The organism is Burkholderia sp. S171 (genome assembly GCF_009766085.1).
In the GTDB taxonomy this organism is placed as follows: Bacteria; Pseudomonadota; Gammaproteobacteria; order Burkholderiales; family Burkholderiaceae; genus Caballeronia.
The window spans coordinates 275,807-289,220 of the sequence record NZ_LMUF01000043.1 but is presented as its reverse complement, the minus strand read 5'-3'; the positions used below and the strand labels follow the sequence as shown (position 1 = coordinate 289,220).

The 13,414-nt window shown below is 58.1% G+C and carries 13 protein-coding genes; 2 read left to right on the top strand and 11 right to left on the bottom strand.

The window, feature by feature from the left end; translation table 11 throughout:
* Window positions 1-47 precede the first annotated feature (47 nt).
* From GSQ93_RS24525 to GSQ93_RS24515, 3 genes are all read right to left on the bottom strand, one after another.
* Window positions 48-1,217, bottom strand: a complete 1,170-nt coding sequence (locus tag GSQ93_RS24525; protein WP_158938220.1) for a porin — start codon at window positions 1,215-1,217, stop codon at window positions 48-50.
* A gap of 152 nt (window positions 1,218-1,369) precedes the next feature.
* On the bottom strand, window positions 1,370-2,155 hold the full coding sequence (locus GSQ93_RS24520) for an enoyl-CoA hydratase/isomerase family protein (protein WP_158938219.1): 786 nt from the start codon (window positions 2,153-2,155) through the stop codon (window positions 1,370-1,372).
* Between the two features lie 46 nt (window positions 2,156-2,201).
* Window positions 2,202-3,377, bottom strand: coding sequence for a CaiB/BaiF CoA-transferase family protein (locus tag GSQ93_RS24515; protein ID WP_158938218.1), 1,176 nt, complete (start codon window positions 3,375-3,377; stop codon window positions 2,202-2,204).
* Window positions 3,378-3,660: 283 nt separating this feature from the next.
* On the opposite strand from GSQ93_RS24515, the gene GSQ93_RS24510 reads away from it, so the two are divergent.
* On the top strand, window positions 3,661-4,413 hold the full coding sequence (locus GSQ93_RS24510; RefSeq protein WP_158938217.1) for a UTRA domain-containing protein: 753 nt from the start codon (window positions 3,661-3,663) through the stop codon (window positions 4,411-4,413).
* Window positions 4,414-4,471: 58 nt separating this feature from the next.
* Here GSQ93_RS24510 and GSQ93_RS24505 read toward each other — a convergent pair whose 3' ends face one another.
* From GSQ93_RS24505 to GSQ93_RS24480, 6 genes are all read right to left on the bottom strand, one after another.
* Window positions 4,472-5,383, bottom strand: coding sequence for a 3-hydroxyacyl-CoA dehydrogenase family protein (locus GSQ93_RS24505; RefSeq protein WP_216857666.1), 912 nt, complete (start codon window positions 5,381-5,383; stop codon window positions 4,472-4,474).
* A 69-nt stretch (window positions 5,384-5,452) separates the two neighbouring features.
* Window positions 5,453-7,006 (bottom strand): histidine ammonia-lyase, encoded by a 1,554-nt coding sequence (gene hutH, locus GSQ93_RS24500; RefSeq protein ID WP_216857665.1) that lies wholly within the window; start codon window positions 7,004-7,006, stop codon window positions 5,453-5,455.
* 132 nt (window positions 7,007-7,138) lie between these two features.
* Window positions 7,139-8,050 carry an ABC transporter substrate-binding protein gene (locus tag GSQ93_RS24495; RefSeq protein ID WP_158938216.1) on the bottom strand — a complete coding sequence of 304 codons (912 nt, stop codon included), beginning with the start codon at window positions 8,048-8,050 and terminating at the stop codon, window positions 7,139-7,141.
* A 68-nt stretch (window positions 8,051-8,118) separates the two neighbouring features.
* Window positions 8,119-8,808, bottom strand: a complete 690-nt coding sequence (locus tag GSQ93_RS24490; RefSeq protein ID WP_158938215.1) for an ABC transporter permease — start codon at window positions 8,806-8,808, stop codon at window positions 8,119-8,121.
* Window positions 8,805-9,455, bottom strand: a complete 651-nt coding sequence (locus tag GSQ93_RS24485) for an ABC transporter permease (protein ID WP_158938214.1) — start codon at window positions 9,453-9,455, stop codon at window positions 8,805-8,807. The genes GSQ93_RS24490 and GSQ93_RS24485 overlap by 4 nt, the downstream gene beginning before the upstream one ends.
* Window positions 9,452-10,564 carry an ABC transporter ATP-binding protein gene (locus GSQ93_RS24480; protein WP_158938213.1) on the bottom strand — a complete coding sequence of 371 codons (1,113 nt, stop codon included), beginning with the start codon at window positions 10,562-10,564 and terminating at the stop codon, window positions 9,452-9,454. The genes GSQ93_RS24485 and GSQ93_RS24480 overlap by 4 nt, the downstream gene beginning before the upstream one ends.
* A 559-nt stretch (window positions 10,565-11,123) precedes the next feature.
* On the opposite strand from GSQ93_RS24480, the gene GSQ93_RS24475 reads away from it, so the two are divergent.
* Window positions 11,124-11,408 carry a DUF1330 domain-containing protein gene (locus GSQ93_RS24475; protein ID WP_158938212.1) on the top strand — a complete coding sequence of 95 codons (285 nt, stop codon included), beginning with the start codon at window positions 11,124-11,126 and terminating at the stop codon, window positions 11,406-11,408.
* 79 nt (window positions 11,409-11,487) lie between these two features.
* Here the strand turns inward: GSQ93_RS24475 and GSQ93_RS24470 are convergent, their stop codons facing one another.
* Window positions 11,488-12,174, bottom strand: a complete 687-nt coding sequence (locus GSQ93_RS24470) for a DJ-1/PfpI family protein (protein WP_158938211.1) — start codon at window positions 12,172-12,174, stop codon at window positions 11,488-11,490.
* 167 nt (window positions 12,175-12,341) lie between these two features.
* Entirely contained in the window at window positions 12,342-13,370 is a 1,029-nt protein-coding gene (locus GSQ93_RS24465; RefSeq protein ID WP_158938210.1) for an alpha/beta hydrolase, read from the bottom strand.
* Window positions 13,371-13,414 lie beyond the last annotated feature (44 nt).

Genomic DNA, 13,414 nt, shown 5'->3' with positions numbered 1-13,414 from the left:
TCACTGAATTCGCTGTCCCTACGCAGCCAGGCGTTTGAAGAGCACGCTCAAAACTGGTGCTGGATAGCGACGCGTGCCATGACCTGCTTGTTGGTCGACGAGCGATCTGCGCTGTCCGGGTTGCCCGCGAACTCCAGTCCCGTACCCGCCACCCCCGAAGCGCCGCCAACCATGACATAGGTGCCCTGCACGTAGACGTCAGTTCGTTTTGACAGGTTGTAGTCGGCCATCAGGCCGAATTGATGATATTGGGATTTGCCACTTGAACCTGAGCTCCCATCAAAGGTCATTCGCGTATAGGTGTACATCCCGCCAACGAAGAAAGCCGGCGTGAACTGGTACTTGAGGCTAGCCTCTACGTTGTTGAACTTGATCGACGATGCCGCGCCGGATACCGGACTGGCCATGAGGTTCGCGTACAGCGTTCCAGTAGGCTGGGACAAGTTCGTGTTGGTGTAGACAATGCCCAGCGTCGCCGCGGCAATCGTGTAGTTGACGCCCACGCCAAATACGCGCTGGCGCGCCGCGCTCCAGCTTCCGTCAGCGCCGCTTGCGCCCAGATTGGCAACCGCACCGGCCGACCCTTCGTTCGGGCTGTCGACGTTGAGATAAGCCGCTGCAACGGAAAGCGGTCCACGAACGTATTGCACCCCCATGCTTTGAGCCCGGTTGACAGCAAAGCTCGACGAATTGCTGAACGCGTATGCGCCGCCAAACGTGAATCCGGCGTAATCGATGCTGGCGTATTTGACCGCGTTGTTGATGCGGAAGGTGTTGTCGGTGTTGTCGTTGTCATAGGGGTGCGAGAACATCGCCCCACCCCAGTTGCCGTTGACGGTCAGCGGTGCAAGATAGTCGACCAGGGAATCATATTGACGCCCAAGCGTAAGCGTACCGAACGTGGTGCTCGACACACCGACGAACGCCTGCCGGCCAAACTGCTGATCTTCAGGGCCCAGCTTGCCGTTATTGACGTTGAATCCTGCTTCCAGCTGAAACAGAGCGGACAAGCCGCCGCCCAGATCCTCCGTTCCCTTCAGGCCCCAGCGGGAGCCCTGCACGTCGCCACTCGATAACGCGAAGAGATTGTGGCCGTCTACGTTATTGGTGTAGTTGAGCCCTTCATCGATAATCCCGTATAACGTCACGCTGCTTTGAGCGTGCGCCAATCCAGCGAACGAGCCTAAAACTCCCAATGCGAACAATGATTTTTTCATGATTTTCTCGAGTGGTTACAGTGTCGACGTAGGCGATTGATGGGGATCAAGGCGTGCAGATGTCGGTTAGAATTGACTGCTCATATAATTTGGATGACTAATCGAATAAAAAGCATCAAGGCTCGAAACCGAGCCCTGCTACCGATCTATCGCTATATTGCCGCAGCCGCGAAATCCGGTTTTCTCTTTTCTATAAAAGCGGCCATGCCCTCGCGCTTCTCCGGGCTGGCGAAGCAAACTGCGCAGGCCTGCGTTTCTGCTTCAATGCCGCCTGTCAAATCGGCACTCTCGGCAAAAGAAACGGTACGTTTGATTTGCGCAAGCGCCGTGGGACCCAGAGCCGCAATGCGCAAACCCATTGCCTTGGCTTCATTCAGCAACCCGGGCATGGTGACAACGCGGGTCACAAGACCAATGTCGTATGCCCGGCGCGCATCGAGTATTTCGCCCGTGAGTAACATATGGCGCGCGACCCCGCCGCCCACGGTCCTCAGCAACCGCGGGACGCCGCCGGCGCCCGTCATTATGCCGAGCTTGGGCTCAGGAAACCCGAACCGTGCATGATCTGCGGCTATGCGAATGTCGCATGCGAGTGCAAGCTCCAGGCCACCGCCAAGACACCACCCGTTAATGGCACAAATAACCGGGATATCGAGGGAAGCGAACTGGTTGTTCAACCGCAGGATAGATTCAGACAACGCGATCGACTCCTGCCCGTTCATATCCACCATGTCCTTGATATCAGAACCTGCTGCGAAAACCTTTTCGCCGGCGGCGGTCAGGATCAACGCCCGCACCGATGGTGTGCTCCGAACGATTTTCAGCGCGCCCGAAAGTTGTTGACGAACCTCTGCGCTAAGCGCGTTGGCCGCGTCTTTCCTGTTGATCGTGATGATCGCAAGCGGCACTTCAATGTCCAGCAGAACGAGGTCATCCATAATTCTCTTCGATGCTCCGTATTGACTTGCATAGACTCGGCAACGTTTACTTCCCGGCCTGACTTTTGAACTGATCCGTGTGCTCGCCGAGCGTGGGAACGGTGACGCGTGCGCCCCGCTCCATGGTCGAAAAGTGCACGGGCTGCTCGGGCAGCCTCAAGTTCACATCACCCATGTTGCCAGCGCGGAAAAGCGTTCTATCTCTTGTCTGCTCGCTATCCACGGCGCTGGCGACATCCTCTATCGGCGCGCAAGGTATTCCTGCGGCGCCAAGCGCTTCCAGGACCACGGAGACATTTTCTGAACGGGACCACGTTTCAATGGCCTCCCTCAACCCGGGCTCATTGGCGGCACGAAGCTCGTCCGAGGCGTAACGCGGATCATCGATCAGGTCAGGTCGGCCGATCAGTTTGGCCAGCGTTTCGAACAAGCGGTTGTTCAGGACTGCGATGATGAACGTCCCGTCGCGTGCTGCGAACGCGCCAAACGGCGCTGAAAGCGGATGTCGGTTTCCAACGCGTTGTGGCGTCAAACCTGTCGCGATGTAGCTGCAGGCAGCCGTGGGCATCAACGCGAGAAGCGTGTCGAACATGGCGACATCGATGTAACAGCCCTCGCCGGTTGCGTTGCGCTGGACGAGGGCCGCCAGGACCGCCCACGACGCAAACAAGCCGGCGGAGAGATCACCGAAAGCCTCGCCGACAATGAGCGGCGGACCGTCGCTCGTGCCATTGATCGACATCAGGCCCGTGGCTGCCTGTACGACGAGATCGTAGGCAGGCTTGTTCGAGAAGGCGCTGCGTTGTCCGAAACCCGAGATGCTCGCGTAGATTAAGCCTTTATGTTTCTCGCGAAGCGCCTCATGGCCAATGCCGAGTTTGCTTGCGACGCCGGGGCGGAAGTTTTCTACGACGACATCCGCTCCTTCAACCAGCATCAGTGCCTGGGCCAGATCGTCCGGGTTCTTGAGGTCGAGCACGACGCTCTTCTTGCCACGATTTGCAAACATGAACAAGGCGCTCGAACCGTCGACAAAGGGGCCGACATGCCGGTAATCATCGCCTTGAGGCGACTCGATCTTGATGACCTCCGCGCCAAGGTCGGCCATCAAAGCCGTTGCGAAGGGACCCGATAACACCCGCGTGAAATCCACGACCTTGATGCCCGCGAGCGGACCAGACCGGGCAGCGTCTTTCGACAATGTTTCGAACGCACTTTTCATAAGGACCACCGGTAGTTGATAAGTAAGGATGCACACATCGTCAATCAATGGAGTGATGCATTCATGTGCATTGATCTTAATTACATGTAAAGACAAGTACAAGCGTTTCAATATTGACCAGCGAAGACCCGGCACGACGTGCACTCGCGTGCTTTACATGTCTACTTCGGGGAATACTTCGAGGAATACATGAATGCTATGATTGTTTGACTCCAGATCCGGTATGCGACTTGGATCTCCGCCTTTAACCCGTTGTCGCGACTTTGCTGCGATGGAATCAACCATGCGTCAAGTTTCCCCAAAGAACACCGCTGAGTCTCAACCTCTACCTCTCTACGAACAGATCAAGCGGCACGTTATGGCAGGCATCTCGGACGGATCGTATAGGCCGGGAGAGAAGATACCCAGCGAGAACGAACTGGTTACCACGTTTGGTACATCTAGACTGACGGTAAACCGCGCGCTGAGAGAGTTGTCATCGAGCGGCGTCCTAAAGCGGGTACACGGCGTAGGAACGTTTGTTGCCGCCCCCAAGGCCGCCTCGACGCTGATCCGCATTCACAACATTGCGGACGACATACGCGGGCGCCGGCAAGCGCTCAGCATCCGGGTTCACAATCTCTCGCGGATCAAGGCCACGGCCGAAATAGCCGGCCGCATGAACGTCAGCCGCGGGGACCCTCTCTTCCATAGTCTGCTCGTCTACTGCGCCAATAACGTTGCCATCCAGATCGAGGACCGGTATGTGGCGCCAGGTTTTGCCCCCGACTATCTGAAGCAGGACTTCACCCGGCAATCGACCACGGACTACCTCCAACTGATCGCGCAACCCACGGAAGCTGAACACGAGATGCAGGCCATCGCGCCGAACGCCGTCGAGGCGGGATTGCTCGATGTGCCTGGCATCGAACCATGCCTCCTGGTCACGCGCAAAACCTGGGTCAACGGTTCGGTGACCACCTTTACCCGATTCATTCATCCTGGTTCGCGCCACACGTTTTTCAGTCGTTCTACACTCGATAACACCGAGTCCTGATCATCTGTGCCGGCTATGATTTCCACCGCGAAATTTCTCCGGCACAGAAGCACATCGATCATTGGGTAGCGGTGTCGCGCACTTTGGAGCGGCCCTTTTTCGTGAGCAGTTGAACGGTTTCGTCACGCGTTCGAACAGCTGCGCTGATCCCTTCGGGTGTCCACTTATAAAAGCCGCTACCGCTCTTGATACCCAGCGCACCTTCCTCGCAGAGCCGCCGCACAATGGTGGGAATGTCCGTGCTTCGGCACAGTGACGGCATCAGGATTCCCGACACCTTCTCCACAACATCCAGACCGGCAAGGTCCATGAGCTGCAACGGTCCTGACGCGGCCCATCGCGGCGCGAGCGTAGTTTCGACCGCACGATCAACGTCTTCAATGGAAGCGACCCCTTCCTCTACCAGATACAGCGCCTCGCGCAGGATTGCGTACTGGAGCCGGTTCACGACGAAACCAGGAATGTCCTGATTCACCTCGATGGTTTGCTTGCCGATATATCCGCACAGTGCACGAGCGCGCCGTACGGTTTCATCCGACGTGCGTTCGCCACGAACAATCTCGACCAGCGGCATGAGGGTTGCGGGGTTGAACCAGTGAACGCCGACCACTCGCTCGGGGAACACCAGACCCTCTGCAATGGCGCTGATCGGGACACTCGATGTGTTCGTAGTCAGGAGGCAGTCCGGCGACACGAGGCCTTCCGCGCGCGTGAAAATGGCCTGCTTGAGCTTGATGTCTTCTGCAATGTTTTCGCTGACGAGCGCGGCTCCGTCGAGGCACGCTTCGAGCGACGTGGTGTACTTTATTGTGACCGGTTCTTTCGATGCGGCCTCAATAAACGACCGGGATGTTTCGAGGGTGCGCTCGCTGCGCGAATACACGGCAACGGAATACCCATGAGCAGCAAACACACTCGCGATTCCCGACCCCATTGTTCCGGCGCCTATAACCGCTACTTTTTCCGGCATACCTGTCCTTGTTTTATTGAACGTGCGCGCAAGCAAATGCACTTGCGATACGGCGAATGACTGACCGCATCAAGATTCGAGTGAACGGTCGACGAGCGCATTGATGACCCCGTCGTCGATCAGGTCCCGAATGGCGCGCAGATCGCGGTGCATTTCCCGGTCCACCGCCAGCGCAGGCACGACCTGTCTTATTGCGTCATAGACCGCACGGGTTCCTTTGCCGCCGCGCAAAGGGCGGTGGAATTCGAGCGCCTGAGCTGCGCACAGCAACTCGACGCTTAAAATGTCAACTGTGTTTTCAGCCGCCTCCATGGCTTTCTGAGCAGCGGTTACTCCCATGCTGACATGGTCTTCCTGCCCGGCACACGTGGACACCGTATGAACCGTCGCCGGTGCCGCGAGACTGCGGTTCTGCCCCGCCAGCGCGGCAGCTACATAGGGTGGAATCATCAAGCCAGAGTTCGCACCGCTGGCATCGACCAGAAATGGCGGCAGTTCGCTAACGTGTGCATTCGTGAGCCGATCGGAACGGGCCTGCGACATCGTGCTCACTGCCGCAATGGCAATTGCCAGGAAATCCAGCGCCAGGGCAGTCGGTGCGCCGTGGCCATTTCCGCCCGGGAGAGCGACCAGTTCATCGTCCTCGATCAGGAAGACCGGATTGTCCGTGACTGAATTAATTTCAATCTCCAACACGGATCGACAATGCGCGATCGCGTCTCGAACAGCGCCATGAACCTGTGGAATGCAACGCAGGCTCAACGCGTCCTGAAGACGATAATCCTTGTACGACTCCAGTATCTCGCTGTCTTTTAACAATCCGCGCAAACGTTGTGCCGTCTCGATCTGTCCCGGATGCGGACGCAGGCGCTGCAGCCGCTCGTCATATCCACGCGTGTTTCCCTTGAGCGCTTCGAGACTCATCGCACCGGCTGCATCAGCGATCGCAACCAGTTGCTCTGTGCGATGCAACGCCAGCGCACCAATGCCCGTGATCTCGTAGGTGCCGCTCAGCAGTGCATGCCCTTCTCTCGGCCCCGGATCCTTCGCATGAATGCCGGCCCGCCGCATTGCCTCGCCCCCATCAAGTAGCTCGCCGTTGTGCCACGCTTGCCCATGCCCAAAGATCACGAGGCCGATGTGAGCGGTCGCAATGAGATAGCCCACTGACCCTTTGCCGGGAGACCACGGCGTGACGCCTCGGTTGAGCATCGCGACCATGGTCTCGATCAACCCTGGGCTAACAGCGCTCGCGCCTTGCAACAGGCTTTTGATCATGGTGGCCATGATCGCCCGGACCGCTGCGGGTTCAAGCGGAGCGCCCACACCGCTTGCATGGCTTCGAAGCATGTTTAGCTGGGCGCGTGCGACCTCTTCGCGCGAGAGCACCTTCGTGTAGAGATCGCCCACCCCTGTCGTCAGCCCATAAATAGGCTTGCCACTTGCCAGCGCGCGCCCTATCAGTTCATGCGTGCGCTGCACCAACGCCCACGCCTCGGCCTGGACGACTACCTTTGCGCCTGCGGCTATAGCCGCTATATCGCCAATGGACGTGGGATCGCTCCCCAAGGTCACCGATCCACGCTCAGCTGACCCCATGGCCTGCGCGGCTCTGTCTGTCATGGCGACTCCTTGCTTATATTGCTGTTCCAATTCATTTCCTTTCGCGGATCATGCGCATGAATCCCTGAGGACAATGGCATGGCATTCCGGTGCCTGAGAAGAACGCTTTACGCCGGTTCCATTTGCCTGGACTTAGCGAGAGAGGCCCTTCTTGTGCAACCAGTCCGCCGCCACCGTGTCGTAGCTTTCGTGGTTCGCGAGACGCCCGTTCATCAGCACGAGGTCTTCGGTAGTAAGGGCTGCGGATACCGCATTCAGCGCGTTAGAGACGTTGTCGTTGAGTTTGTTGCTGGCAATGAGCGGCACAATATTCTGCGCCGCAAACAGGTTTTTTGTGTCCTTGAGCGCCACCAGCTTCTCCTGCTTCATTGCTGGATCAGTCGAGGTCATGTCAGCCGCCTGCACCTGGCCATTCCGAAGTGCGGAAACAGTAAGCGGACCTGCAACGTCCAGCGTCTTGAACGACTTGAAGTTAAGGCCGTATACCTGCTTTAGACCGACCACCCCCTCCTGGCGTGTCTTCCATTCAGGCGGAGCGCCCAGAACCAGCTTGCTTGCCACCGGCGAGAGGTCGGCAATGCTCACCAGCGAATATTTCCGCGCCGTTGCTTCAGTCACCGCGAGGACATCCGAGTCCTCGGCCTTGGAATAAGTCAGCATCGAGATCTTGGCCGGCAGTGCCTTCGCCAGCGCTTGCGCAACGTCCGATGCGGCGCTGACAGTCGAGTTCTTGTCAAGATAACTCAGCGTCGCGCCGGTGTATTCGGGAATCAGATCGATCGAACCATCCAGTAAAGCCGGCATGTAGACTTCACGGCTGCCAATATTCAACCTGGTTTCTGCCTTGATCCCCTTCACCCTGAGTGCTTGAGCGTAAATAGTGGCAATCAGTTCGCTCTCGGGAAAATCGGCTGAACCAATTACTATGCTTGGCCCAGAGGCGCCGGAGGGGGCCGAGCTAAGCGGGTTTTCCGCAGCGTGGCTTGAAAATGCAAACAGCGCGGCGGTTGCAACTGTAGCGAGAGAAGAGATTTTCTTTAACATGGTGACCTGCCTGGATTGGGGTTATCCCTTTTCGGGAAGGATGACTAACTAAACTTCTAAAATAGAACTCACGCGTGTGATCTCCGGCTCACTCGCCGGTTAATTCCAGGTGACACTACAACGACCGAAAGAAGACCCATTGCAAGATCGATCACCAGTGCGAGCACTCCCACCAGGACCGCCCCTGCAGCCATCTGCGCGTAATCGTTTTGCGCGCGGCCGTCTATGATGAGGCGGCCGAGACCGCCAAGCGACGCATATGCTGCAATGGTCGCGGTCGAGACTGCCTGCAGGGTTGCGCTGCGCACGCCGGAAAGAATCAGCGGCAACGCGCAAGGCACCTCCACGCTAAAGAGGATCTTCATGGGACGATAGCCCATGCCTCTCGCTGCATCGACGACGGCTGGGTCGACCGCCAGCACGCCGGCATAGGCCGCTGTCACTATGGGCGGAACCGCGAGCACGATCAGCACAATCAGGCTGGGTACGATAAACGCGAGGTCCGATGCAAAGACCGGTCCAAACAAGATCACGAGCAAGACAATCAGGCCGAGCGTCGGCAACGCCCGAAGCGCGTTGGCAAATCCTGCGACGAGAACCGTGCCGCGCCGCGTGTGGCCCACGTAGAGCCCAATTGGTAAGCCGATCACCATTGCGATCAGCAATGCCGCACCTGTATAAGCCAGATGCTGGGCGATCAACGCCATCACACCGTCGTCTCCGGTCCAGTGTGACGGGTCCAGAAGCCAGTCGATCATGACCGCACCTCCCTGGGTTGCCACGGCGTGAGCCAACGGCCGGTGAGGATAACGATCGAGTCCAGCGCCGCGGCAAGCCCGATACAAAGGACAATCCCTGCGATGATCGGCGTCAGGAAATGCAGTTGCAGCCCTTGCGTGAACAACAGTCCAAGTTGCGGCATGCCAACGAGCGCTGCGACCGACACAATGCTGACGTTCGACACCACCGCGACGCGAAGTCCGGCGGCGATCACCGGCACCGCGACAGGCAACTCGACCGCAAGCAACCTCTGAAGTGGCCGATAACCCATCGCCCGGGCGGCTTGCAAGGTGTCCGCCGGCACGGAGCCAAGACCATCGTCGACTGTGCGGACCAGCAGCGCCAGCGTATAGATAGTGAGCGCGACCACCACGTTGATGGTGTCGAGAATCCGGGTGCCGAGCACAGCCGGCAGCAAGACAAAGAGCGCAAGCGACGGGATCGTGTAAAGCAAACCCGCCGCGCCCAGCACAATGGACCTTAGAGGACCGCTGCTGCGCGCCAGCCATCCAAGCGGCAAAGCAAGCGCCAGTCCGATCAATACCGGTACGACCGATAGCCCAAGATGCCAGGCAAAGAGGCTCGCTATGCTCCCTGCCTCACGCAATAGCCAGTCAACATTCATGCGGATCTCCTGAGCTCGTCAGCCGAGCGTTCGTCGAGCGCACCCATGACCTGATTTGCTGTCACGGTCCCCAGCAAAGCACCCACAGCGCTGACAACCGGGCCGCGACGACTGGGCGAGCTCAGCACCGCGTCAAGTAGTTGCCGCAAGGAGCCATCCACGGGCGCTATTGTCCCGCTCAGGTTAAGGTCTTCCATGCGAACCGGCTCACGCAAGCTGGACGGTTCCACCCAGCCTGCTGGCCGTTTGCGTTCGTCGAGCACCAGCAGCCAGCGCTCGCGCGTCGCTCGCCGTGCGGCTTCGGCACTCTCGCCGAGGAAGACCGTTGGTTCTGCGTCAATGACCAGATCACCCGCGATAGGCGCAAAACCCAGGAATCGGTAACCCCGGTCCCGCCCAATGAAGTCCGCGACAAATGCATCGGCTGGCCGCTTGAGCAGTTCTTGCGGCGAAGCAAGCTGCGCGAGCCGGCCGCCCGTGCGCAAAACTGCTACCAGATCGCCCAGCTTGAGCGCTTCGTCAATGTCATGCGTAACCATGATGATGGTCTTGCCCAGTTCCCTCTGGAGCCGTAGGAACTCATCCTGCAGCTGGGTCCGCACGACGGGATCAACGGCGCTGAACGGCTCGTCCATCAGCATGAACTGCGGATTGGATGCCAGGGCCCGCGCGACACCGACGCGCTGCTGCTGGCCTCCGGAGAGCTGCCACGGGTAGCGTTTTGCAAATGAAGGAGGCAATCCAACACGCTCCATCAACCCCTGAGCGGCAACGTGCGCCTCCCTCCTGCTCTTGCCATTGAGCCGGGCCGTGGTCGCGATGTTGTCCACAATCGTTCGATGCGGAAAGAGACCTGCATGCTGGATTACATAGCCGATCTTGCGGCGAAGCATTGAGTCGTCCATGTTCGCCGTGGATTCCCCACCCACGCTGATCGAACCCGACGACGGCCGGATCAGGCGGTTCACCATCCGCAGCGAGGTCGTCTTCCCACACCCGGATGGTCCAACGAGCACCGTCAATTTTCCCGTCGGCGCTGAAAACGTCAGCCCGTCGACCGCGGCCGCGCCGTCACCGTACCGCTTGGACACGTTCTCAAAGAAAATCATAGTGATCCTCCCCTACGGGATGGGTGCCGTCGAGCTGAGCGCGCACGCGCAACCGGACATCGATTGCCAAAATTGTCTGCATCAAGAAAGTCACCCTCGAAGAAACCCTGAGTCACCGGTGATACATACTTGTCTTTACATGTATAGATTTGATGCTCGCATTCAAAAACAAAGTCTGCAAGTGGAAAAAATAAAATCTGGCAGGACCGGCCTGAGCTGAAAATGTCGGGCGAGGAGTTGCCCGACCAATCCGCTTTGGCTGTTTTAGCCCTGCAGCCTTCATTTTCCTGTCGGAATCGCCGGATCCTTACGATCGTCATTTCCCTGCGTAACGCGGGCAAAACGCGGCACTTATCAATGTCACGGGGAAACAGGATTTAACGGCTGCCTTGACGCATTGCTCATGTAGCTTCACAATTTGAAGTAAATCATTCCAGCCTATGTAGATCCCGCGCTGCACTTCGGCAGGATCGTTCTTCTCATGGCATCGGCGTGAAGTTCCCCTGGGCTAGATCCGCAAAGCGTTCAAGCCTCTTCCCGAACTAACCGAGACAACCGAATGAGCGCCTATATCGTATTCACGCGGGACAAGACAACCAACCAGGAAGAGCTAGACGTGTACGACGTCAAAGTTAAGCCGACGCTTGGCACTTTCGGCATGAAACCGAGGGCGATTTACGGTAAGCACAAAGTGCTGGAAGGGGCGGAGATCGAAGGCATGGTGATCATCGAGTTTCCGACATTCGAGGAGGCGAGCGCATGGTACGAGCCCGGCGTATCAGGAGGCTCGCGAACATCGCTTCAGGGGGCAGAGTACCGTTGCGTGATCGTGCAAGGCATCTAGTCTCTATTTAGGACATTAGAGACCAACTTCCGGCTAAGACGCAACCAGGCGTCATGCCGGAAGTGACGGATCCATCAGTCTAAACAGTGATCACCGGGTTCTGGCCAAACAACACGTGATTGAACTGGAGCGAGTACTCCGATGCCGATTGCTGGTTCTGTCCGGTCACCAATTTTCCGTCTACAACGACCCGAACGCCTTGCTGTCCAACATGCACGAAGTCGATACCGACCTTTTCCATCGCCGGCTGTGGATAGACGGGCACGAACTGCGGCCCATACAGCGCCTCGGCTTCGATGTCCTCCTTCAGCGTAAAACCGGTTGCCTGCCGTCCAGTAACACGAGCCGGGTTGTTCGCCAGTGCTATCGAGCCGTGACAGATGGTTCCGATGACCTTGCCGGCCGCCCAGAAGTGATCGAGGATTCTCGCCATTTGCTCGTTGGGGAATAGATCTTCGGCCGCGCCGGTTCCACCCGCTACATGCACCGCGTCGTAGTCCTCCGGTTTGACCGCCTCGAGCGCCATCGTTGTCTCAAGCCGTGCGACAAGCGCCTTATCGGATAAGAAGCCTTTGCTCGGGAGGTCGTTGGCCTCGAACGAGCCCTCTGTAAAGGGGTCGCTAAGCCGGTCCCAGACGATTTTTCCACCGGCTGGGCTGGCGAAATGGATCTCGCTGCCGCGCTCCGAAAGATGCCAGTAAGGGCGTACGACCTCAGCGAGCCACGTGCCCCGCTTTGAGCTGGTAATGATAAAGAGGACTTTCATTTTAGTTTCCGAAGGTGCAAGTTAAAGAGGTCGGCCGAAACATCGCGTAACGGCCTACCGGACGCGCAACATAATCAAATTTCTTATTTTTACTTCAATAATTGACGTTACAAACAGCCAAGGAAATTTTCAGTCTTCCCGCATGTGCGAGCCAGCCTGAACCCGTCTCACGCTGGCTTTGAATGGAGCCTGTCACGCAGTGCCGAACAGGCCTGCATCAATGCGGCCCGCGAAGGAGGTGTATGCGCCAGATCATCGAGGCAGATGAAATCGTGGATGGTCCCGAGATAGCGCGTCGCTGTCACTTCCACCCCTGCCTGCATGAGCTTTTTTGCATAGTGTTCCCCTTGATCACGAACCAGATCGTTCTCGGCGGTAATCACAAGTGCGGCGGGAAGACCTTCCAGTTCGGTGAAGTTCGCATTTAAGGGCAGCGCGCTGAAATCGGCTTGCGAGTCCAACGGGAATTGCGCGCTAACCAGGCTCTGCATGGTTAGCGCGGTGATCCACGGCCCGTTCTCGAACTCGTGATATGAACTGCTGTCCGTACTCGCCGACATCACCGGGTAGAACATGACCTGAAGCGCAATGGCTGGAGCCCGCCTGCGCTTCGCCAGAATCGCGACCGCCGCCACCATGTTCCCCCCCGCGCCGTCCCCCGCCAACGCCAACGGCTCTGGGTCAAGTCCCAAAGCAGCGGCATTCGCCACGACATAAATCAGGGCCGCATAGGCCTCTTCGTTCTGGCAAGGAAACACCGCATCGGGTGAATGGCTATAGTCGACAAACACCACGGCAACATTCGCTGTGATGGCTATCTCGCGAATCAGCCTGTCATGCGTATGACGGTCTCCGGCGATCCATCCACCACCGTGAAAGTACATGACGATCGGCAGAGCCCGCGTGGCGCCGGAAGGACGTGCGATGCGCACAGCCACTGACCCGCTAGGTCCTATGGGGAGGACCAGGTCATCCACGCTGACGGCAAATTCGCGCCTGGACTTGCCCTGCAGTTTTCCGAACGCCTCTCGGGCAGCTGCAGGTTCTCGAAGATAAAAGGACTCATCGTCGGAATCGGTCTGAGCGTCGACAAAGCTTTGCACGTCCGCGTCAAGGATGGGATGTGCCGATGACGGCGATAGCAAGGGGTGAGGGCTGCCCGATTTTGAAAACGGTTTCGCTTCGTGCGTCGTCATGATGGTTTTGCCTAAGCTTGCGTGGACCAGCGCTCACCGCCCCG

Bases quoted from the DNA above. Each gene is read 5' to 3' on its own strand.
- GSQ93_RS24525 (WP_158938220.1), bottom strand. From the start codon at position 1,217: ATGAAAAAATCATTGTTCGCATTGGGAGTTTTAGGCTCGTTCGCTGGA.
- GSQ93_RS24520 (WP_158938219.1), bottom strand. From the start codon at position 2,155: ATGGATGACCTCGTTCTGCTGGACATTGAAGTGCCGCTTGCGATCATC.
- GSQ93_RS24515 (WP_158938218.1), bottom strand. From the start codon at position 3,377: ATGAAAAGTGCGTTCGAAACATTGTCGAAAGACGCTGCCCGGTCTGGT.
- GSQ93_RS24510 (WP_158938217.1), top strand. From the start codon at position 3,661: ATGCGTCAAGTTTCCCCAAAGAACACCGCTGAGTCTCAACCTCTACCT.
- GSQ93_RS24505 (WP_216857666.1), bottom strand. From the start codon at position 5,383: ATGCCGGAAAAAGTAGCGGTTATAGGCGCCGGAACAATGGGGTCGGGA.
- hutH (WP_216857665.1), bottom strand. From the start codon at position 7,006: ATGACAGACAGAGCCGCGCAGGCCATGGGGTCAGCTGAGCGTGGATCG.
- GSQ93_RS24495 (WP_158938216.1), bottom strand. From the start codon at position 8,050: ATGTTAAAGAAAATCTCTTCTCTCGCTACAGTTGCAACCGCCGCGCTG.
- GSQ93_RS24490 (WP_158938215.1), bottom strand. From the start codon at position 8,808: ATGATCGACTGGCTTCTGGACCCGTCACACTGGACCGGAGACGACGGT.
- GSQ93_RS24485 (WP_158938214.1), bottom strand. From the start codon at position 9,455: ATGAATGTTGACTGGCTATTGCGTGAGGCAGGGAGCATAGCGAGCCTC.
- GSQ93_RS24480 (WP_158938213.1), bottom strand. From the start codon at position 10,564: ATGATTTTCTTTGAGAACGTGTCCAAGCGGTACGGTGACGGCGCGGCC.
- GSQ93_RS24475 (WP_158938212.1), top strand. From the start codon at position 11,124: ATGAGCGCCTATATCGTATTCACGCGGGACAAGACAACCAACCAGGAA.
- GSQ93_RS24470 (WP_158938211.1), bottom strand. From the start codon at position 12,174: ATGAAAGTCCTCTTTATCATTACCAGCTCAAAGCGGGGCACGTGGCTC.
- GSQ93_RS24465 (WP_158938210.1), bottom strand. From the start codon at position 13,370: ATGACGACGCACGAAGCGAAACCGTTTTCAAAATCGGGCAGCCCTCAC.